This is a genomic window from Rhodoferax sp., from assembly GCF_028689295.1.
In the GTDB taxonomy this organism is placed as follows: Bacteria; Pseudomonadota; Gammaproteobacteria; order Burkholderiales; family Burkholderiaceae_C; genus Rhodoferax.
On sequence record NZ_JAQTWL010000005.1, the window covers coordinates 44,021 to 63,248 of the forward strand.

At 61.6% G+C, this 19,228-nt stretch carries 20 protein-coding genes; 9 read left to right on the top strand and 11 right to left on the bottom strand.

Going from position 1 to position 19,228, the window contains the following annotated elements:
* Positions 1 to 216: 216 nt before the first annotated feature.
* On the top strand, positions 217 to 1,617 hold the full coding sequence (locus tag PHF15_RS06270) for an AarF/ABC1/UbiB kinase family protein (protein ID WP_300119833.1): 1,401 nt from the start codon (positions 217 to 219) through the stop codon (positions 1,615 to 1,617).
* Here PHF15_RS06270 and PHF15_RS06275 read toward each other — a convergent pair.
* Together PHF15_RS06275 and PHF15_RS06280 are read right to left on the bottom strand one after the other, a co-directional pair.
* Positions 1,547 to 2,203 carry a DsbA family oxidoreductase gene (locus tag PHF15_RS06275; RefSeq protein WP_300119834.1) on the bottom strand — a complete coding sequence of 219 codons (657 nt, stop codon included), beginning with the start codon at positions 2,201 to 2,203 and terminating at the stop codon, positions 1,547 to 1,549. The two genes, PHF15_RS06270 and PHF15_RS06275, sit on opposite strands and share 71 nt — an antisense overlap.
* Before the next feature lie 70 nt (positions 2,204 to 2,273).
* Positions 2,274 to 2,669, bottom strand: coding sequence for a hypothetical protein (locus PHF15_RS06280; protein WP_300119836.1), 396 nt, complete (start codon positions 2,667 to 2,669; stop codon positions 2,274 to 2,276).
* A gap of 210 nt (positions 2,670 to 2,879) precedes the next feature.
* Here PHF15_RS06280 and PHF15_RS06285 point away from each other — a divergent pair, with 210 nt between their 5' ends.
* Entirely contained in the window at positions 2,880 to 3,512 is a 633-nt protein-coding gene (locus PHF15_RS06285; protein WP_300119837.1) for a Maf family protein, read from the top strand.
* 115 nt (positions 3,513 to 3,627) lie between these two features.
* A complete protein-coding gene (locus PHF15_RS06290) occupies positions 3,628 to 3,927 on the top strand; it encodes a hypothetical protein (RefSeq protein WP_300119838.1) in 300 nt (99 codons plus the stop codon).
* Positions 3,928 to 3,960: 33 nt separating this feature from the next.
* Here the strand turns inward: PHF15_RS06290 and PHF15_RS06295 are convergent, their stop codons facing one another.
* The 7 genes from PHF15_RS06295 to PHF15_RS06325 form a co-directional block, all read right to left on the bottom strand.
* Positions 3,961 to 4,755: a hypothetical protein gene (locus tag PHF15_RS06295; RefSeq protein WP_300119839.1), complete on the bottom strand. Its 795-nt coding sequence runs from the start codon at positions 4,753 to 4,755 to the stop codon at positions 3,961 to 3,963.
* 58 nt (positions 4,756 to 4,813) lie between these two features.
* Positions 4,814 to 6,847 carry a sensor domain-containing diguanylate cyclase gene (locus tag PHF15_RS06300; RefSeq protein ID WP_300119840.1) on the bottom strand — a complete coding sequence of 678 codons (2,034 nt, stop codon included), beginning with the start codon at positions 6,845 to 6,847 and terminating at the stop codon, positions 4,814 to 4,816.
* A 124-nt stretch (positions 6,848 to 6,971) separates the two neighbouring features.
* Positions 6,972 to 8,456, bottom strand: coding sequence for a 4-hydroxy-3-polyprenylbenzoate decarboxylase (gene ubiD, locus PHF15_RS06305; RefSeq protein WP_300119841.1), 1,485 nt, complete (start codon positions 8,454 to 8,456; stop codon positions 6,972 to 6,974).
* 109 nt (positions 8,457 to 8,565) lie between these two features.
* Positions 8,566 to 9,144, bottom strand: a complete 579-nt coding sequence (locus PHF15_RS06310; protein ID WP_300119843.1) for a UbiX family flavin prenyltransferase — start codon at positions 9,142 to 9,144, stop codon at positions 8,566 to 8,568.
* Positions 9,144 to 9,641 (bottom strand): SCP2 sterol-binding domain-containing protein, encoded by a 498-nt coding sequence (locus PHF15_RS06315; RefSeq protein WP_300119844.1) that lies wholly within the window; start codon positions 9,639 to 9,641, stop codon positions 9,144 to 9,146. Before PHF15_RS06315 ends, PHF15_RS06310 begins: the two co-directional genes overlap by 1 nt.
* Positions 9,638 to 10,546: a U32 family peptidase gene (locus tag PHF15_RS06320; RefSeq protein ID WP_300119845.1), complete on the bottom strand. Its 909-nt coding sequence runs from the start codon at positions 10,544 to 10,546 to the stop codon at positions 9,638 to 9,640. The genes PHF15_RS06315 and PHF15_RS06320 overlap by 4 nt, the downstream gene beginning before the upstream one ends.
* Before the next feature lie 2 nt (positions 10,547 to 10,548).
* Entirely contained in the window at positions 10,549 to 11,607 is a 1,059-nt protein-coding gene (locus PHF15_RS06325; protein ID WP_300119846.1) for a peptidase U32 family protein, read from the bottom strand.
* Between the two features lie 153 nt (positions 11,608 to 11,760).
* Here PHF15_RS06325 and PHF15_RS06330 point away from each other — a divergent pair, with 153 nt between their 5' ends.
* The 4 genes from PHF15_RS06330 to PHF15_RS06345 are packed head-to-tail and all read left to right on the top strand — an operon-like array spanning position 11,761 to position 15,664.
* On the top strand, positions 11,761 to 12,936 hold the full coding sequence (locus PHF15_RS06330) for an MFS transporter (protein ID WP_300119847.1): 1,176 nt from the start codon (positions 11,761 to 11,763) through the stop codon (positions 12,934 to 12,936).
* Positions 12,937 to 12,995: 59 nt separating this feature from the next.
* Complete coding sequence (locus PHF15_RS06335; RefSeq protein WP_300119848.1) at positions 12,996 to 14,021, top strand: ABC transporter substrate-binding protein; 1,026 nt, start codon at positions 12,996 to 12,998, stop codon at positions 14,019 to 14,021.
* Between the two features lies 1 nt (position 14,022).
* Positions 14,023 to 14,832, top strand: coding sequence for an ABC transporter ATP-binding protein (locus PHF15_RS06340; protein ID WP_300119849.1), 810 nt, complete (start codon positions 14,023 to 14,025; stop codon positions 14,830 to 14,832).
* Positions 14,833 to 14,836: 4 nt separating this feature from the next.
* Positions 14,837 to 15,664 (top strand): ABC transporter permease, encoded by an 828-nt coding sequence (locus PHF15_RS06345; protein ID WP_300119850.1) that lies wholly within the window; start codon positions 14,837 to 14,839, stop codon positions 15,662 to 15,664.
* Here PHF15_RS06345 and PHF15_RS06350 read toward each other — a convergent pair.
* Complete coding sequence (locus PHF15_RS06350) at positions 15,661 to 16,233, bottom strand: cob(I)yrinic acid a,c-diamide adenosyltransferase (RefSeq protein WP_300119851.1); 573 nt, start codon at positions 16,231 to 16,233, stop codon at positions 15,661 to 15,663. The two genes, PHF15_RS06345 and PHF15_RS06350, sit on opposite strands and share 4 nt — an antisense overlap.
* A 92-nt stretch (positions 16,234 to 16,325) precedes the next feature.
* Here PHF15_RS06350 and PHF15_RS06355 point away from each other — a divergent pair, with 92 nt between their 5' ends.
* Positions 16,326 to 17,759 carry an FAD-linked oxidase C-terminal domain-containing protein gene (locus tag PHF15_RS06355; protein WP_300119853.1) on the top strand — a complete coding sequence of 478 codons (1,434 nt, stop codon included), beginning with the start codon at positions 16,326 to 16,328 and terminating at the stop codon, positions 17,757 to 17,759.
* 103 nt (positions 17,760 to 17,862) lie between these two features.
* On the top strand, positions 17,863 to 18,612 hold the full coding sequence (locus PHF15_RS06360) for a TerC family protein (RefSeq protein ID WP_300119854.1): 750 nt from the start codon (positions 17,863 to 17,865) through the stop codon (positions 18,610 to 18,612).
* Between the two features lie 57 nt (positions 18,613 to 18,669).
* Here the strand turns inward: PHF15_RS06360 and PHF15_RS06365 are convergent, their stop codons facing one another.
* Positions 18,670 to 19,101, bottom strand: a complete 432-nt coding sequence (locus PHF15_RS06365; RefSeq protein WP_300119855.1) for an Hsp20/alpha crystallin family protein — start codon at positions 19,099 to 19,101, stop codon at positions 18,670 to 18,672.
* Positions 19,102 to 19,228 lie beyond the last annotated feature (127 nt).

The window sequence follows — 19,228 nt, forward strand, 5'->3', positions numbered from 1 at the left end:
CTTCACCGAAAACCTTGCCGGCACGGTGTCAAGGTATTAGAACTTCGTCATCGCGAGCGAAGCGTGGCGATCCATGTCTTCAGAAGTCAGGGATGGCTTCACTTTGTACGCAATGACGGAGTTTGCGCAGTAACAGCCTCGGGGCAATGCCTGTTGAACTACAAGGCTTCCCCTGTTGTGCCTTAATGCTTGCCCTTGCCCTTTGACCCACTCGCCTTGAAAACATCCCCTGACCCACGCAGTTCACCCGTGCCCAGCAGCCGCCTGGGGCGACTGGCACGCCTGGGGCAAATGGCCACGGGTGTGGCGGGCAACATGCTGATGGAAGGCGTACGCCAGTTCGCCCAGGGCAAGCGCCCAAGTTTGAACGAGTTGCTGCTGACACCCACCAACCTCCGCAAAATCACCCAGCAACTCGCGCACATGCGCGGCGCGGCGATGAAACTGGGGCAGTTGGTCTCGATGGACGCCGGCGACTTGCTGCCGCCCGAACTGGCCGCCATTCTGGGGCGCTTGCGCTCCGACGCCCAGCCCATGCCGCAGCGCCAGGTGCAGGCGGTGCTCGGCGCCAATTGGGGCGCCGGCTGGCAACAGCGCTTCGAGACATTTCCCTTTACCCCGATCGCTGCCGCATCGATTGGCCAGGTGCACCGCGCCCAAACCAAAGACGGGCGTGATCTGGCCATCAAGATCCAGTACCCCGGCGTGCGCCGAAGCATCAGCAGCGACGTCAACAACGTGGCGTCACTGCTGCGCTTGTCGGGGCTGATTCCGAAAGCGCTCGACATCGCGCCGCTGCTGACCGAGGCCAAACGCCAGTTGCGCGAGGAAGCCGACTACCTGGCCGAGGGCGAGCATCTGCAGCGCTTTGCCGCGCTGCTGGCCGATGCGCCCGAGTTTGTCGTGCCCGCCCATCACGCCGACCTGAGCACCCGCAACGTGCTGGCCATGTCCTTTGTCGGCGGCGTGCCGGTGGAGTCGATGGTGGCTGCGCCGCAAGCCGAGCGCGACCGCATCGTGCGCCTGTTGGTCAGCTTGCTGTTTCGGGAGTTGTTCGAGTTTGACCTCATGCAGACCGACCCCAACTTTGCCAATTACGGCTACGACCCGGCAACCCGGCAACTGGTTCTGCTCGACTTTGGCGCCACGCGGGCTTTTGCGACCGGCTTTGGCGAGGGCTACCGCGCCATGATGGTCGCCGCCATGGCCGGCGACCGCGACGCCATGACGCAGGCCGGGCTGGCCATTGGTTATTTCGATGCCCGCACCCAGCCCCACCATCAAGCCGCCGTGCTCGACATGTTCGAGATGGCGCTGCAACCGCTGCGCGAGCCGGGCGATTTCGACTTTGGCACGACCGACATGGCGCAGCGTTTGCGTGATGCCGGCATGGCGCTGGGGCTGGACCGGGATTTCTGGCACATTCCGCCCGTCGACACGCTGTTTTTGCATCGCAAGCTGGGCGGCCTGTATTTGCTGGCAGCGCGCCTCAAGGCCCGTGTGAACGTGCAGCAGCTGGCGCTCGAGGCGCTGTCTGCGGGCGACCTCAGGACGGCTGCGCAGCAATCTGGCGCAGCGCCTGCTCAAAGACCGCCGCGGGCTGGCCACCCGAGATGAGATGGCGGTCGTTGATGATGACCGCCGGTACCGAGTGAATGCCCTGGCTGGTGTAGAACACCTGCGCCTCGCGCACCTCGGCGGTAAATTCGTCGCCGGCCAGAATCTCGCTGGCGCGCGCCACATTGAGTCCGGCCTGGGCCACCGCCGCCAGCAACACCTCTGACGCTTCCATCACCTGACCGTCGCGGTGGCAGGCCAGCAGCAAGGCCTTTTTCAGGGCCAGTTGCTGGTCTGACGATTCAAGACCCGCCCAGTGCAGCAGGCGGTGCGCGGCAAAGGTGTTGTAAATGCGGCCGCGCCCGCCCGGGTTGAAGGCAAAACCGACCTCGGCGCCACGCTGGCGGATGGTGTCGCGAATCTGCTCCTGCTGCGCTGGTGTCGAGCCATATTTTTGCGTCAGGTGCTCCGCAATGTCCTGGCCGCCAGCGGGCATCTGCGGATTCAGCTCGAATGGCTGCACATGGATGTGCACCGCTACCTCGTCCTGCAAATTGGCCAGCGCCTGCTCCAGTGCGGCCAGGCCGATGGCGCACCAGGGACAGGAGATGTCGGAGACAAAATCGATTTTGAGCATCGGGGTCATGGCGTGGTTTTGGGGTAGTGACGAAACAAGCCACATTGTCCGGCAAGCCCTAAAACCGTGCCAGCCTGGCTTATTGGGCCGGTGTGATCGTCACGCTTTGGCGCAGGATGCCGCCAGCTTCAACACTGCCTTCGACACTGCCGGTGGCGCTCATGCGCGCTTCGCAAGCGCTGCGCTCAGCGCCCTTATGCACGCTGCAGCGCTGTAGCGCGTTCAACTGGTATTGACCAGGCGCATCGTTCAAGGCGCCGCGTCGGGCTTCGGCCAGGGCGCTGCCTGCCTCGCGGCGGCAGGTGGCGCGGTCCTGATTGGACTGGCCGCTGTTGCACACGGCCATATCCTGACGGTAGCGTGTCTGCGCCTCGGTGGACGCGTTGGCCGGGGCTGCCGACGCGCTGAATGTACAGGCCAGAATGGCCAGCGTCAGCAAACTGAGAGAACGCAATGGAGCGATGGAGATGGTCATGATCAAGCTTTCCTGGTGTTGAGCCCGCGTTTGACAGCATCGGCGATGCCATGTCGGCGGGCTTGTTGTGTCACTCGCAAAGCCATAGACTAAGACCGGAACGCAACCATGTATGTGCGCTTGCGCACGGAGCTTGGTGCACAATCGCCGCTTATTTTCGACAAAAATCCTCTGCCCAATCGGGCTCATCGCGCTCGTCAGAGGACATGAATGGGTCTTTACATGGGCATCCTCCAGCACCGAATTTATTTGTGTTCGCAAAGTCCGCGTCGTCGTGAATTGCTCAAGCAGATCGGCATCAATTTCGAGATGCTGCTGTTGCGCTGTGATCCGCGCCGCAGTGTGGATGTGGACGAGACGCCGCTGGACGGTGAAGCGGCAGAGCCTTATGTGCGGCGCATCTGCCTGGAGAAAGCCCGCGTCGGTTCGGAGTCGTTGCGCCTGCGCAACCTGCCGCCTTTTCCGGTGCTGGCCGCCGACACCACCGTGGCGCTGGACGGCAAGATTTTTGGCAAACCGGACAGCACCGAGCAGGCGGCCGACATGCTGCGCCAGTTGTCCGGCCGCGACCATCAGGTATTTAGCGCCGTGGCCGTGGCTCTGGGTAACCGCACTGAAATGGCGCTGTCGGTTTCGACGGTGCGGTTTGTCAAGCTCAGCGAAGACCGTATCCAGCGTTATCTGCTTAGCCGCGAATATGCCGACAAGGCGGGTGCCTATGGGATTCAGGGGCAGGCCGGCGCATTCATTGAATATCTGGCCGGTAGTTACTCCGGCGTGATGGGGCTGCCGCTGGCTGAGACGGTCGAACTGTTGCAACGCTTTGATTACCCCACGCCGTGAGGCCCGCCCATGCAAATCGGGGTGCAGTGACACTTATACTGGAGCGGCCCGACGAAGCCCATTGCCGCTTTAAGCACTGCGTTGGCTGCGACGGGATTAACACCAGGAGATTGCCTTGGCCGACGAACAAGCTCAATTGAAAGCCGATGCGGACGCGTACTTCCGCTCGCTGGCGGGTTTGAAGTACCCGCAGGCATTGGTGACTGCCTTCCCTCGCATTGCCAACACACTCTTTGAATTCAAGAACAACAAACTCAAGCTGCGCGCGTACTTTGATTCGCTCATCGAAGACACTCGCGGCGGACGGCATGGTTTTCCGTTCGTCGTCCTGATGAATCTCCAGGACCTGCGCGAAGTCATGCTGGGTGATGTCAAACGATTCGGGATGGATGACACGACCAAATGGGTGTCATGACCCCGCCGGCCGGGCAGTAGCGGCTTGCGTTGCTCAGTTGCGCGCCACGGCTACCGGCGCGTTGGCACTTTCTGACATGGCCGCCTCACGGCCTTTGACCCGAGGAACGAACAGCGTTGCATCCACAGGCGGGTTGATCGCGTAGCGCGTGATCAGCGTTTCACTGATGGCCATGCCGCCCGCATAGTTGTTGATGTGAAATGGCAGCGGCATTCCGTCAACCGGTCTGAAATCAGAAAACTCGGCCGCCAGTACCATGGTCTGCCCGGCAAATTCGATTTGACCGGTCACTTTCACGATCAAGTGGGTTGCAGTGTCGACGTTGACCCGGATGTTCGGTCCCTCATCGTCCCGGAGATCCATTACTTCGGTCGCCTGGTTGCCAATGGTTTCGCTGCCCGCGTGGCGCAGGTTGTAACGCCCCTTGAGCAAGCCGTACGGCAGATCAAGTTGCTTGTATTGGTAAATCATTGCCAGGCGGCCCGGCCCCTCGACGCCCGCCATCAGATTGCCGCCGGTAATCCGCCAGGCCAGTTCGCCATTGAGCACGCGGGTTTCGGTCGCTGCGGGGTAAACGGTCTCGACCCGCAACATGCGGGGCCGCTGGAACCAGCGCTTGTAGGTGCCGGAGGCATTGCGGACGATCGCGTTGATGAGGCCGTCGGCGTTCAGGGAAACCAGCCGCTCGATTTGCGATGCGCCGCCGTAAGCCTGCACCACCTTGTCCACCAGTGCCAGCGAGGCAGCGTCTTGCTCAAGCGCCGTCGCTGGCAGGCTCAGGCAGCCGAGACTGGCCAGCGTCAGCCAGAGTTTGTTAAATAGGGACATTCATGGAACCTTGGTTGGTTGGGAAAAACGGCGCATTGTTCGAAACACCGGAAGTGGGTCAGGACGGCATTGGCGCCACATACAGCTGATTCCGGCCATTGTTTTTGGCCTGGTACATGGCCGCATCGGCATTCTGGAGCAGTGCATGTTCGTCGGCGCCATGCTCGGGGGAAAAGGCAATGCCGATGCTCGCTGAAATATGGATCTGCTGCGCGACGATGTCAAAGGGACGGCTCAATGCGGCCAGGATCTTTTGAGCCACCAGCGTGGCCGATTGCACCGTCGCCATTTCCGGCAGCATCACCACGAACTCATCGCCGCCGATGCGCGCCACCGTGTCCGACTCACGCCGCACGCAGTCCGCCAAGCGCTGCGCCACCTCCTTGAGCAGCAGGTCGCCCACATGATGACCCAGCCCGTCATTGACCGGCTTGAATTTGTCAATGTCAATGAACATCAGGGCCAGGCGTGTCTTGTCGCGCCGGGCCTTGGCGATGGCTTGTCGCAGGCGGTCGCCAAACAGGGCGCGATTGGGCAAGCCGGTGAGCACATCGAAGTGCGCCAGTTGCTGCATGCGTGCTTCACTCGCCTTGCGTTCGGAAATATCGGAAAACACCGCGACATAATGGCTGGGCGCGCCCTGCGCGTCTCGGACTTGCTTGATGGAGAGCCATTCGATGTAGAGCTCGCCGTTCTTGCGCCGGTTGCAGATTTCGCCGTGCCAGTGGCCGCTGCTGGCAAGCTGTTCCCACATGGCCTGGTAGAACATTGCGGAATGGGTGCCGGACGCCAGCAGCTTGGGGTCGCGGCCAATGGCTTCACTGGGTGAGTAGCCGGTAATCACGGTAAAGGCCGGATTGACAGACAGGATTACGTTGTGCTGGTTGGTCACGAGCGTGGCTTCGTCCATGGTCAGGATGACGGTGGAGGCCAGGCGCAGAGCTTCTTCGCGCTCGTGACGCTCGGTAATGTCGGTGTGCGTGCCGATCATGCGCAATGGATTGCCTTGTGCATCACGGCTCACCACCATGCCGCGCGAGAGGATCCATTTCCAGCGGCCATCCCTGGATTGCATGCGCCGTTCGTTGGCATAGGTCGCCTTGTCTCCGGCTAAATAGGCAAGCCGGTCGGCTTCGATGCGCGCCAGGTCGTCAGGATGGATGCGCGCCTGCCACGCCTCGGCCTGGTGCTCCGGCTCATGGGCCGCAAAGCCATGGATCTCCATGAAACGCCTGGAAAACACCACTTCGCCGGTCTGCAGGTTTCGATCCCACACGCCATCTCCGGCGCCTTCAAGGGCAAACTTCCAGCGCTCCTCGCTCAAGGCCAGCGCCTGCTGGTCTATTTGGCGCTCCTGATGCTGCGCAATGATCTTGTCCTGCGCCCTTTTGACAATGATGAAGACCGCCAGATAGAGCATCGCCAGCAGCGCGACCACGGCCGCCACCAGCAGCCACTGCCGTTGGCCGACCTGCGCCAGCACCGTGGTGGCGTCGCGGTAGATTTCAAATACGCCGCTCACCTTGCCAGTCAGCGGGTCGTAGCGCGGGATATAGCTCTCGATGACGTCGCGATCCTGCAACTCGCCCTCGAAGGAGCTGAGCTGATTCTGATGCACCAGTTCGGAACTGTTCAAGCCGCGCAAGCCGCCAAGCACACCCGCGTTATCACTCTTGTCCTCGCCAATCTGTTCAAGATCGGTGGAATACATCGTCCGGCCCTGTAAGTCATAGACCTTGATCTTGTAAATCCGGGTGCCTTCCAGCAGCTTGATGACTTTCTGGTGCAGCGCCGGAATCTGCGTCGCTCGCGCCAGTTGCTCTGCGGGTAGGTCGGCCACCGACTGCACCAGGGGCCCAAAGTGCGCATCCCACAACTCGTTGGAAAGGATCCTGGCGTGGTTGATGTGTTCGCTTTGGTAGCCGTTGATCAGGGCATCCACCGACAGCATGCGAAAAACATAGCCAAGCAACACCGCAACCACCACAAAGGCGACAAGGCTGACCGTGGCGAAGTGGCGCAACAGCCTGAAGTCGTTTTCGGCCGCGACAGCAGCATGGTCCGTCGCGTTGTCTGAAGTTGTTTTTATCAAGTCGATGACGAGTGATGATTCATCATGGGCGAATATAGCCTAGTTCGAGGCAATCAAACATGTCGGTCAACGATCTGGCAAATCCATCCGCGATGCAGAGGCCAGTTCTGGCACGGCTGTTTGCTTACAAGCCCAGCTTCTGCCAAACCTGCTCCATCCGTGCCGTGACCTCTGCACTCATGCTCAAAGGTCTGCCCCATTCGCGGCTGGTCTCGCCGGGCCACTTGTTGGTGGCATCGATGCCCATTTTGCTGCCCAGGCCGCTGACCGGTGAGGCAAAGTCAAGGTAGTCGATGGGGGTGTTGTCAGCCAGTAGTGTGTCGCGCGTGGGATCAACGCGGGTGGTGATGGCCCAGATCACCTCTTTCCAGTCGCGCGGGTTGACGTCGTCGTCCACGACCACGATGAACTTGGTGTACATGAACTGGCGCAAAAAACTCCAGATACCGAACATGACGCGGCGGGCGTGGCCGGGGTAGGCTTTCTTGATTTGCACCACCGCCATGCGGTAGCTGCAGCCTTCGGCTGGCAGGTAAAAGTCGGTGATCTCGGGGTACTGGCGCTGCAGCAGCGGCACAAATAATTCGTTCAGCGCCAGCGCCAGCATGGCGGGCTCATCAGGTGGTTTGCCGGTGTAGGTCGAGTGGTAGATGGGCTCGCGGCGCTGGGTGATGCGGTCAATGGTGAAGACCGGAAACTCGGCCTGCTCGTTGTAGTAACCGGTGTGGTCGCCAAACGGGCCTTCCAGCGCGTGCTCGAAGCCGCTTGCGTGGGTCGCGTCCGGGTTGATGTGGCCTTCCAGCACAATTTCGGCAAAGGCCGGCACGCGCAACTCGTTGCCCAGGGCCTTGACCAGTTCGGTGCGGCTGCCGCGCAGCAAACCAGCAAACTGGTATTCACTCAAACTGTCTGGAACCGGGGTGACCGCGCCCAGAATGGTGGCCGGGTCGGCGCCCAGCGCCACACACACCGGATACGGCTGTCCGGGGTTCTTCTGGGCGTGGTCACGAAAGTCGAGCGCGCCGCCGCGGTGCGGCAGCCAGCGCATGATGACCTTGTTGCGTGCGATCACCTGCTGGCGGTAGATGCCCAGGTTTTGCCGCGCCTTGTGCGGCCCCTGCGTGATCACCAGGCCCCAGGTGATGAGCGGCGCCACGTCGCCGGGCCAGCAGTGCTGGATCGGCAGGCGGGCCAAATCCACATCTGCACCTTCGCGCACCACCTCCTGGCAAGGCGCGCTGCCGAGTTCCTTGGGCGACATGCTCCACAGCGTCTTGACCAGGCCGCGCATGCCGATGAGTTCCTTGAACCCCTTGGGCGCTTCGGGCTCCTTGAGTGTGGCCAGCACATGACCGAACTGGCGCAGCTCGCTCACGTCATTCACGCCCATGCCTAGCGCGACGCGGCGCGTGCTGCCGAACAGGTTGCCCAGCACCGGGATGCTGTGGCCGGTTGGGTGCTCGAACAGCAGGGCCGGGCCGCCAGCGCGCAGCGTGCGGTCGCATAGCGCGGTCATCTCCAAGTGCGGTGACACTTCGGCGCTGACACGCTTGAGCTCGCCCAAGTCTTCGAGTTGGGTGATGAATTCGCGCAGGTCACGGTAGGCCATGGGGATTGAGTTCTCAATAATCAAAATTTCTGGGGAGGATTCAAAGACCTTCGTCGCGCCCTCGCGACGAAGGCCATTTTTTCGCTCCCGTGGCGTGTTTAGGGTGATTTCATACCATTGTGTCGAGGCCGTTCCAGCGCGGTGCATCGGGTTGTGGCAGGCCCAACAAGTCAACGACCCGGCTCAGGGTGTGGCCGATCATCTCTTCAATCGTCTGCGGACGGTGGTAGAAGCCCGGCACCGGCGGAAAGATGACGCCACCCATCTCGGTCACGCTCGTCATGTTGCGAAGGTGAGCCAGGTTCAGCGGCGTTTCGCGCACCATCAAAATCAGCCGGCGCCGTTCCTTGAGCATGACATCGGCGGCGCGCGTGATCAGGTTGTCTGACAGGCCCAGCGCCACCACTGCCAGCGTGCGCATGGAACAGGGTGCGATGACCATGCCGTCGCAGCGGAAAGAGCCGCTGGCGATGGCTGCGCCGACATCCTGCACGGGGTAGATCACGTCGGCCAGGGCTTCAACCTCGGCGCGCGAGAACTCCAGCTCCTGCTGGATGTTGAGCCAGCCGGCTTCGGACACTGTCAAATGCGTTTGCACCGTGTCCAGTTCGCGCAGCATTTGCAACAGCCGCACGCCATAGACCGCGCCGCTGGCACCCGAAATGGCGACGATGATGCGTTTGGTCATCAGGTCCGTGGCCGAAAGCTGCCCAGGCGCGCCTTGAGGTGTTCACGCGCTTGCGCCAGCACATGGCGCGGGTGGAGTTGCGCCATGTTGAGCACCGGCAGCTCGATGGCATCAATGGTGTTTTTCACCAGCAGGCCGAGCTCGGTATCACCCTCCATGGCCAGGCGGCGGTTGAAGAACAGCGTGTCGGGGTCTTCCTGGCGGCGCGCCAGTCTGACGAAATCATGCGCGCTGGCACTGATGATGAGGTCGGCGGTCCCGGCGTTCTGACAGGCTGCAAAGCGGTTGTTGCACCATTCAAAGTCGAAGGCCCACTGTGCATCCGTCACGCGCAGGCGCAGTTTCTTGCCGACCAGCATTAGCGTGACGTCGGCGTTGAGCTGTTTGGCCAGCGCCAGGTTCAGGGCCGTGACAAACAGCAGCGATCCGGGGTAAGCCGGCAAACGCCCCAGCATCACACCCAGCGGGGCGGGAATCACCAGAGGTTTGCTTGTCATGCGGTTGTCCTTTCAGGGGGTGCCACTTGCTCCAGCCCGGGCTTGCCGTACCAGTAGCCGTTGCACGGTTTTTCAGGCATCAGGTCCAGCAATTCTGCATTGGCCGTACCCGCCTCGATGCGTCCCTGGATCACTTCCTGGAACAGCGCAATGATACGCAGGGTGTGCTGCGACTGCGGGCTGACGCGCGCCACCGCCACGCCCATGTTGCGCATGGCGGCCAGCTCGGGCAGCAGATTGTGCACGCGCGCCGATTGGGTCTGGATGCCGTTGAGCACCAGAAATTCCTCGCTCTCGCGGGTGCGCATCATCAGGCCGTCGGGGTGATCCAGGCACTTGAACTGGCAGTCGTCCTTGGGCAGATTGCAGTGCCGCGCGGTGAAGCAGCGCGCTGAAAACGCCAGCGGCATGCGGCCGTAGGCAAAGACTTCGGTTTGCAGACCCGGCGGGCAACCCGCCAGCAGCAAGGTCAGGTCGTCCCTGCCCATTTCCAGCGGCATCACCCAGCGGTGCAGCCCCAGAGCCGCCATCCATTGCAGCGTCGGCAGGTTGTAAATGTTCAGATGCGGCCCGGCCACAAACGGCACTTTGCCCTCCAGGCAATGCACCGCGCCCATGTCGTTGGCTTCGACCAGATAAGTGCCGTTGGCGCAAATTTTGTGCAGCACCGTGACATCGGCGCCCGATTCGATCAGCACCTGGGTCGACAGCACCACCTCCTTGCCGGCCTCGCGCAGCACCGCCGCAATGTCGAACCAGTCGGCCAGGCGCACCTCGTGGCGGCGCGAACAGACGGCTTCGCCCAAATAAACAATGTCCACCGGCGACTGCGCCACGGCTTCGTAAAAAGCCAGCACCTCGTCGCGCGGCCAGTAGTATTGGATGGGCCCCAAAGACAGTTTCATGGTCATTTCCACGGGCGATGGTAAGCGCCCAATGTGTGTTGCTGGCCCTCCGCCACCTTGTCGAGGTCGCTGAACCAGGCAGGTTTGGCGTTGTAGTGCTGCGGGTTGGCGCGGCAACTGTCGATGGCAGCGCGCCAGACTTTGGTCACTTGTGCCACATAGGCCGGGCTGCGCTGGCGACCTTCGATCTTGATGGCACGCACGCCGATTTTCATGAGGTCGGGTAGCAGCGAGAGCGTGTTCAGACTGGTCGGCTCCTCAATGGCGTAGTAGTTTTTTTCATCACCCACGTCAAAGCGGCCCTTGCACAGCGTCGGGTAGCCGGCGTTTTCGCCCGGCGCGTAGCGGTCGATCAGCACGCCGTTCAGGCGCGACTCGCGGCCCTGCGGCGTTTCGACCCAGCGCACCGCTTTGGGTGGTGAGCAGACGCCGTTGGTGTTGGGCGCCTCGCCGGTGGCGTAGCTTGACAGCGCACACCGCCCTTCGACCATCACACACAGGCTGCCAAAGCCGAACACCTCGATCTCGACCGGGGTCTTGTCGATCACCTGGGCGACCTGGGTCATGGAAAGCACGCGTGGCAGCACGGCGCGCGCAATGCCGAAGTGCTGGTAATAAAAGTCCAGCGCCTCGTAGTTGGTGGCCGAGCCCTGCACCGACAGATGCAGGCGCAATTGGGGCTGATGTTTGACGGCATAAGCCATCATGCCGGGGTCGGCCAGGATCACGGCGTCGACGCCGCTGTGGGCGGCGCGGTCGACGGCGCGCTGCCAGAGTTCGGCCTTGGCCGCCTGCGGGTAGGTGTTGAGCGCCACAAACACCTTGCGGCCGCGGTCATGGGCGTAGCGAATGCCGGCCTCGATGGCGGCCTCGTCAAAGTTCAGACCGGCAAAGTTGCGCGCGTTGGTGGCGTCGCGAAAACCCAGGTAGACGCAATCGGCACCGTTGTCGACCGCGGCCTTGAGCGCAGGCAGGCTGCCGGCGGGGCACACCAGTTCCATGGGGGCAGCCACCGGCGTACCAGCTGGCTTTTGAAGCGTGGAATCAGTCACTGAATTCATAAGTTTTGAAAACGCGCCGGGCATGGCGCTGTCAAAGTCAAGCCGGAGAGGGTAACCACGCCAATCCATCGGGGAAATGATGTAGGTCAACCAATTTGCATAAAGTCAAAAATGGCGACAATCGCACACTGCTTATATTTTCCCGAACATCCCATGAACCGACACCTCTGGCTACTGGCCGTCTGCCAGGGTCTTTTCCTGACCAATAACGTCACGTTTATCGCCATCAATGGCCTGGTCGGTTTCAGCCTGGCGCCGTTGGGCTGGATGGCCACGCTGCCGGTGATGGGCTACGTGGTGGGCGGCGCGTTTTCGACCGGGCTGGTGGCCAAAAGCCAGCACCGCTTTGGCCGCAAAGCGGCGTTTCAGATGGGGCTGGTGGTGGCGGCCTTGAGCGCGCTGTTGTGCGCCTATGCTGCCTGGAGCCAAAACTTCTGGCTGCTGTGCGCGGCCACGGTGATCGCCGGGTACTACAACGCCAATGCCAACCTGTACCGGTTTGCCGCCGCCGAACTGGCCAGTGCGGGCTACAAAGAAAAAGCGGTGTCGATGGTGATGGCCGGCGGCCTGATTGGCGCCGTGGCCGGGCCCAATCTGGCAGCGCAAACGCGCACCCTGACCGATGTGCCTTTCATGGGCGCCTACCTGGCGCTGGTCGGCGTTGCGCTGCTGTCGATGGCGGTGCTGGCCTTTATTACCTTCCCGCCGGCTCCGGCCAAGACAGCGCATCATGAGGGTCGCCCGCTGAGCGAAATCATGCGCCAGCCTGTTTTTATGGTGGCCGCCGCTTGCGGCGCCCTGGGCTTTGGTGTGATGAACCTGCTGATGGCGGCCACGCCGCTGGCCATGCAGCAGTGCAGCCTGCCGTTTTCCGATGTGGCACTGGTGCTGGAATGGCATGTGATCGGCATGTTTGCGCCGGGTTTTTTTACCGGCCACCTGATCAAGCGCTTTGGCGTGCTGCCGATCATGGGGGTGGGCGTGCTGCTCAATGCGCTGTGCATCGTCATTGCGCTGTCGGGCGTCGATCTGCACCAGTTTTTGATTGCATTGTTTTTGCTTGGCGTGGGCTGGAACTTTTTGTTCACCGGCAGCACCACCCTGTCGCTGCAAACCTACACGCCGGCAGAAAAGGACCGGGCGCAGGGCGCGCTCAACTTCTTTGTTTTTGCCGTCACGGCACTGAGCTCTTTTGCCTCGGGCGTGCTGGTCACCACCCAGGGCTGGCAACTGCTCAACGCGGGCTCGCTGATTCCGGTGGCCTTGACGGGCGCGGCCATTGTCTGGCTGAGAACGCGGCCACACGCCGCGCAGCTCCACGCGCTATGATTTGACCCTGACAGGGCTCATTCAGAGGCCCTGCTTTTATTCAACTGGAGACACATCTCATGCAAAGAAGACACCTGATTGCGGGCGGCCTGGTTGCCGCCACCTTGCCCCAATGGGCGCTGGCGCAAGCGCTGGAAAAAACCAAGGTCACCTTGGCCGTGGGCGGCAAAAACCTGTTGTATTACCTGCCGCTGACCATTGCCGAGCAGAGGGGCTACTTCAAGGCCGAAGGGCTGGACGTGACCATTGTTGACTTTGCCGGTGGCTCCAAAGCACTGCAAGCGGTGGTGGGTGGCAGTGCTGACGTGGTGTCGGGTGCGTTTGAGCACACCATCAATATGCAGTTCAAGGGTCAGCCCATGCGCGCCTTTGTGCTACAGGGGGCGGCACCGCAAATTGTGCTGGGTGTCAACCCCAAGACGATGCCCAACTTCAAAACGGTGGCCGACCTCAAGGGCAAAAAGGTGGGCGTTTCGGCACCTGGCAGCTCGACCAACGTGATGGTCAATTTTGCGCTGGCCAAGGTGGGCCTGAAGCCCAATGATGTCAGCATCATCGGGGTGGGCACCGGTAGCGGTGCGGTGGCCGCCATGCGTTCGGGCCAGATCGATGCCATGAGCAATCTCGACCCCGTCATCACCTTGCTGCAGCGCTCGGGCGACCTCAAAATTGTCTCGGACACCCGTAATGTGGCTGAGTCTGAGAAAGTGTTTGGCGGCCCCATGCCCGCCGGTTGCCTGTACGCACCGCAAGCTTTCATCGACAAAAACCCGGCCACCACGCAAGCGCTGACCAATGCCATGGTGCGCGCGCTCAAGTGGATTCAGAATGCGGGTGCGGCCGACATCATCAAGACCGTGCCCGAGGGTTACCTGCTAGGCGACCGTGCGGTCTATATCGACGCCTTTCTGGCAGCCAAGGGTGCGCTGTCGCCCAATGGCATGATTCCGGACAAAGGCGCGCAAACGGCGTTCAATGCCCTCGCCAGTGTGGACGCCAAATTGGCCGCCGCCAAGCTCGACCTGAAGGCGGTCTATACCAACGACTTTGTCAAGAAGGCCAACGCCAAGTACCCCAAGGGCTGACATGAGCGCGGCATTGATGCTGAAGGACGTGGCCTGCACCTTTGTCAACAAGGACCAGCCCGGCCAGCGCTACACCGCCGTGCAGGACGTGAACCTGACGGTGGCCGCAGGCGAGTTTGTCAGTGTGGTCGGGCCAACCGGCTGCGGCAAAAGCACGCTGCTCAACGTGGGCGCTGGCCTGCTCTTGCCCAGCACCGGTTCGGTGACGGTGTTTGGCCAGCTGCTGTCGGGCACAAACAAGCGCGCCGGTTACATGTTCCAGGCCGACAGTCTGATGCCCTGGCGCACCGCGCTGGCCAATGTGTCGGCCGGCCTGCAGTTTCATGGCGTGCCTGAGCGCGAGGGGGCCAGTCAGGCTAATGACTGGCTGCGCCGCGTGGGCCTGGGTGGTTTTGGCGACCGCTACCCGCACCAGATGAGCGGCGGCATGCGCAAACGCGTCAGCCTGGCGCAAACCCTTGTGCTCGACCCCGACATTATTTTGATGGATGAGCCGTTCTCGGCGCTCGACATCCAGACCCGCCAACTCATGGAAAACGAGTTGCTCGACATCTGGCAGGCCAGGAAAAAGGCGGTGCTGTTCATCACCCACGACCTTGACGAGGCGATTGCCATGAGCGACCGCGTGGTGGTGATGAGCGCCGGGCCCGGCAGCCGCCCGATTGGGGACTTTCCGATCGACATCGAGCGCCCGCGTGATGTGGCCGAGATCAAGACCACGCCGCGCTTTTTGCAGCTGCACCAGGCCATTTGGGAAGTGCTGCGCGAAGAAGTGCTCAAGGGTTACCAACAACAGTTGAAAGCGGCCTGAAGCCATGTGGAAATTCATCAAACCGCGTGGTGGTAATTTGTGGCTTTGGCAAGTCGGTCTGCTAATGGCGCTGTTTGCCTTCTGGCATGTGATGACGTCACCGGGACTGATCCCGCCGATGATGTTCGACAACGACAGCCAGGCGGCTTTTTTCTTTGGTGAACCGCTCAAGGTGGCGCAGCGCATCTGGGCCTGGTTTGTGGGTGATGCCGACATCTACCAACACCTGGGCGTGACGCTGGCCGAGACCCTGATGGCCTTTGCCGTGGGTGCCGGCCTGGGTCTGGGCGGCGGCCTGTGGCTGGCGCTGGCACCCATGGCTTCAGCCATTCTGGATCCCTACATCAAGGCCATGAATGCCATGCCGCGCATTATTCTGGCACCCATTTTCTCGGTCTGGTTTGGGCTGGGCATGGGCTCCAAGGTGGCACTAGGTGTGACGCTGGTGTTTTTTATCGTGTTTTTCAACGTTTACCAGGGCGTTAAAGAAGTGAGCCCGGTGGTGCTGGCCAACGCCCGCATGTTGGGTGCCGACCGGCGCCAATTGCTGCGCCACGTTTACCTGCCAAGCGCCACCAGCTGGGTCTTCAGCTCCTTGCACACCAGTGTCGGCCTGGCGTTTGTGGGTGCCGTGGTGGGCGAATACCTGGGCTCCAGCCAGGGAGTGGGTTATTTGATTTTGCAGGCTGAGGGTAGCTTTGACATCAACACCGTGATGGCCGGCATCGTGGTGCTGACCGCCTTTGCGCTGGTGATCGACAGCGTGGTTGGCAATGCCGAAAAACACCTGATGAAGTGGCAACCCAAATCGGGCGAGACCGAGAAACTTTAACCCCCCTGCAAAATCCGCTCGCTCCTCCAGTACACGTCGTCACCCACGCTGCCGTCGGTGCGGTAGCGGTTGAGCACGCGGGCCAGCACGAACATCAAATCAGACAGGCGGTTGAGGTAATGCCGCGGCGTGTCCTTCAACGCCTCCTGGCCCTCCAGTGCCACCACAGCGCGCTCCGCCCGCCGTGCCACGGTGCGGCACACATGGGCCAGCGCCGCGGCGCGGGTGCCAGCCGGCAGGATGAATTCCTGCAGGCGTGGCAGCGCTTCGTTGTATTGCGCCAGCCCGTTGTCGAGTACCAGCACCGCCTCGGCCTTGAGCAACTCGAAGCCCGGAATCGACAGCTCGCCGCCCAGGTTGAACAACTGGTGCTGGATTTCGACCAGCAGGCTGCGCACATCGTCGGGCATGGCTTCGCACAGCAGCACGCCGATGTTGGAGTTGAGCTCATCGACGTCGCCCATGGCGTGCACTCGCAAGCTGTTTTTGGAGACGCGGGTGTTGTCACCCAACCCGGTGGTGCCGTTGTCGCCGGTGCGAGTGGCGATTTGTGTCAGTCGATTGCCCATGGATGAACTCTTGAAAAATGGAAATGCGCTTCATTTTGCGCGCTGGTGATAGCGCAATTGAGCATAATGAACGATTATGACGGAGACCCATTGTGAACGCACCAGCCCCTTTCTTGAACCTGGAAATTGACAGCCGCCCAGCGCCCGCCGCCTTGTTGCAAGCCTTGTCCGAGCGTTTTGGCGCCCAATATTCTGCCGCCCTCGTGGTGCGCGAGCAGCACGGCCGGGACGAATCAGCCTTCAGCGTGCCACCCCCCGCGGCTGTGGTGTTTGCCGAAACCACGCAGGATGTGAGTGATGCTGTCAAACTGGCCGCGCAGTACAAGGTGCCGGTCATTCCCTTTGGTGTCGGTTCGTCGCTCGAAGGCCATTTGCTGGCAGTGCAGGGCGGCATCAGCATCGACGTGAGCCGCATGAACGCTGTGCTGGCCATCAACGCCGAAGACCTCACGGTGACGGCGCAGGCCGGGGTGACACGCAAGCAGCTCAATGAAGCGGCCAAGTCCACCGGCCTGTTTTTCCCGGTGGATCCGGGTGCTGATGCCACCTTGGGCGGCATGGCGGCGACGCGCGCCAGCGGCACCAACGCCGTGCGCTACGGCACCATGCGCGAAAACGTGCTGGCGCTGGAAGTGGTCACGGCGCAGGGCGAGGTGATCCGCACCGGGACCCGCGCCAAAAAGTCCAGCGCCGGCTACGACCTGACCCGGCTGATGGTGGGCAGTGAGGGCACGCTGGGCATCATCACCGAAGTCACCGTAAAGCTTTACCCATTGCCCGAGGCGGTGATGGCGGCGACTTGCTCGTTCAATAGCCTGGCAGCCGCCGTCAACACCACCATCCAGGTGATCCAGATGGGCGTGCCGATTGCGCGCTGTGAGCTGCTCGACGCCAACACCATCCGCATGGTCAACAAGCACTCGAATTTGAGCCTTCGCGAAGGCGCCATGCTGCTGATGGAGTTCCACGGCTCGCCCGCCAGTGTGCAGGAACAGGTGGACACCGTGCAGGCCATTGCCAGCGATATTGGCGGCCAGACCTTTGAGTGGGCCAGCACGCCCGAGGCGCGCACCAAGCTCTGGACGGCGCGTCACAACGCCTACTTTGCCGGCATCCAGTCACGCCCGGGCTGCAAGGCCATCACCACCGACACCTGTGTGCCGATCTCGCGGCTGGCCGACGCGCTGCTGGACTCGGTGACCGAGGCGCAGGCCAGCGGTTTGACGTATTTTCTGGTGGGCCACGTCGGTGACGGCAACTTTCACATGGGCTATTTGATCGACCCGGATTCTGCGTCTGAGCGCGCCACCGCCGAGCAGCTCAACAGTCAACTAGTGCAGCGCGCGCTCAAACTGGGCGGCACCTGCACGGGTGAGCACGGCGTGGGCCTGCACAAGATGGAATTTCTGGTGCAAGAGGCCGGAAGCGGTGCCATCGCCATGATGCGTGCCATCAAGCAGGCGCTGGACCCCGACAACCTGATGAATCCGGGCAAGATTTTTGCCAGGCAGGCCAGTTCTTCCTGATCCCGATAGTGGCCTTGATGCGTCTGTGGCTTCGTCGGCTACAGCGGCCGTGGGCCACGCTCGGGTCATTAAACTGTGCTGCTTTACATCTTGTGAGCCGACCATGGAATTTTTGACCGACCCGAACATCTGGATCGCCTTCTTCATGCTTGCCGCGCTGGAAATCGTGCTGGGCATCGACAACATCATTTTCATCAGCATCCTGGTGGGGCGTTTGCCGGCTGACAAGCGGGATCTGGCGCGTCGCCTGGGTTTGGGCTTCGCCATGCTTTCGCGCATCGCGCTACTGTTCAGCCTGGCCTGGGTGATGACGCTGACCAGTCCGCTGTTGACGGTGCTGGGGCAGGAGATCAGCGGGCGTGACCTGATCTTGCTCGGTGGCGGCCTGTTTTTGCTCTACAAGGCCAGTCACGAGATTTTTCTGGAAGTCGAAGCGCACCAGCCCAAGGAGGTCAGTGCCGGGGTTGAGAACGTTGAGACCGGCGCCAACCTGTTTTGGGGGACGATTGTGCAAATCGGCATTGTCGATATCGTTTTTTCGCTGGACTCGGTGATCACGGCCGTGGGCATGGTGGACCAGATTGGCGTGATGGTGGCGGCCGTGGTGGCGTCGGTCGGCGTCATGATGTTTGCCGCCAAACCGATTGGCGAGTTTGTTGACCAGCACCCGTCCATCAAGGTGTTGGCGCTGGCTTTTCTGACCATGGTGGGCACCCTTTTGGTGGCCGAGGCGTTCGACGTGCATGTGCCAAAAGCCTATGTGTACACGGCGATGCTGTTTTCACTCGGGGTTGAGTCCCTCAACATCCGGGCGCGCACCAAGCGACTGGCCGCTCGAAATACGGGCGCTTGAAAAAGTGGGCCAGCACCCAGTTGGGTCGCTGGCCTTCTGTGCAAGGTTGGCTCGGGGCTAGTCGATGGTGAGGCGTTGCGCCCCGCTCATGGCCTGCTTCTTGGGCAACGTGAGGGTCAGCACACCGTTGTCGTACTTGGCCTTGGCTTGGGCCTGGTCGATGTCCGAGGCCAACTGGAAGCTGCGCGACACGGCACCGTAATAGCGCTCGCTGCGCAATACTTTTTCGTCGGCGTTGGTGCTGTCCTGCTGCTTGATCTCGGCGCGCAAGGTCACCACATTGCCATCCACCGCCACCTGGATATCTTCCTTGGGTACGCCCGGAATTTCAGCCTGCACGGTGTAGGCATCGCCGTTTTCCTTCACGTCCACCTTGATTTGCGACGGGTTCGGCAAGCTGTCGCCGTGCAGGGGTTTGATGTAAAAGCCGGGGGCCACATCGCGGAAAAATTCGTCAAACAGACCACCGCGCGTCATCAGTGCATTCATGAGATCCTCCTATTTCAACAGTGAGTCGGGTGAGCGGCCCGCAGTCCCCATGACTGCGAACCTTCACCGTTGAAAATGGGGCTGGCATGGCCCTTTTTCAAGGGTTGCCTAGGCACTCTGTCAATAC

Coding starts and splice junctions, on each gene's coding strand:
- PHF15_RS06310 (WP_300119843.1), bottom strand. CDS start 9,144: ATGACCAAACGCATCATCGTCGCCATTTCGGGTGCCAGCGGCGCGGTC.
- PHF15_RS06295 (WP_300119839.1), bottom strand. CDS start 4,755: ATGTCCCTATTTAACAAACTCTGGCTGACGCTGGCCAGTCTCGGCTGC.
- PHF15_RS06330 (WP_300119847.1), top strand. CDS start 11,761: ATGAACCGACACCTCTGGCTACTGGCCGTCTGCCAGGGTCTTTTCCTG.
- PHF15_RS06275 (WP_300119834.1), bottom strand. CDS start 2,203: ATGACCCCGATGCTCAAAATCGATTTTGTCTCCGACATCTCCTGTCCC.
- PHF15_RS06345 (WP_300119850.1), top strand. CDS start 14,837: ATGTGGAAATTCATCAAACCGCGTGGTGGTAATTTGTGGCTTTGGCAA.
- PHF15_RS06320 (WP_300119845.1), bottom strand. CDS start 10,546: ATGAAACTGTCTTTGGGGCCCATCCAATACTACTGGCCGCGCGACGAG.
- PHF15_RS06360 (WP_300119854.1), top strand. CDS start 17,863: ATGGAATTTTTGACCGACCCGAACATCTGGATCGCCTTCTTCATGCTT.
- ubiD (WP_300119841.1), bottom strand. CDS start 8,456: ATGGCCTACCGTGACCTGCGCGAATTCATCACCCAACTCGAAGACTTG.
- PHF15_RS06335 (WP_300119848.1), top strand. CDS start 12,996: ATGCAAAGAAGACACCTGATTGCGGGCGGCCTGGTTGCCGCCACCTTG.
- PHF15_RS06315 (WP_300119844.1), bottom strand. CDS start 9,641: ATGACAAGCAAACCTCTGGTGATTCCCGCCCCGCTGGGTGTGATGCTG.
- PHF15_RS06325 (WP_300119846.1), bottom strand. CDS start 11,607: ATGAATTCAGTGACTGATTCCACGCTTCAAAAGCCAGCTGGTACGCCG.
- PHF15_RS06280 (WP_300119836.1), bottom strand. CDS start 2,669: ATGACCATCTCCATCGCTCCATTGCGTTCTCTCAGTTTGCTGACGCTG.
- PHF15_RS06350 (WP_300119851.1), bottom strand. CDS start 16,233: ATGGGCAATCGACTGACACAAATCGCCACTCGCACCGGCGACAACGGC.
- PHF15_RS06285 (WP_300119837.1), top strand. CDS start 2,880: ATGGGTCTTTACATGGGCATCCTCCAGCACCGAATTTATTTGTGTTCG.
- PHF15_RS06365 (WP_300119855.1), bottom strand. CDS start 19,101: ATGAATGCACTGATGACGCGCGGTGGTCTGTTTGACGAATTTTTCCGC.
- PHF15_RS06340 (WP_300119849.1), top strand. CDS start 14,023: ATGAGCGCGGCATTGATGCTGAAGGACGTGGCCTGCACCTTTGTCAAC.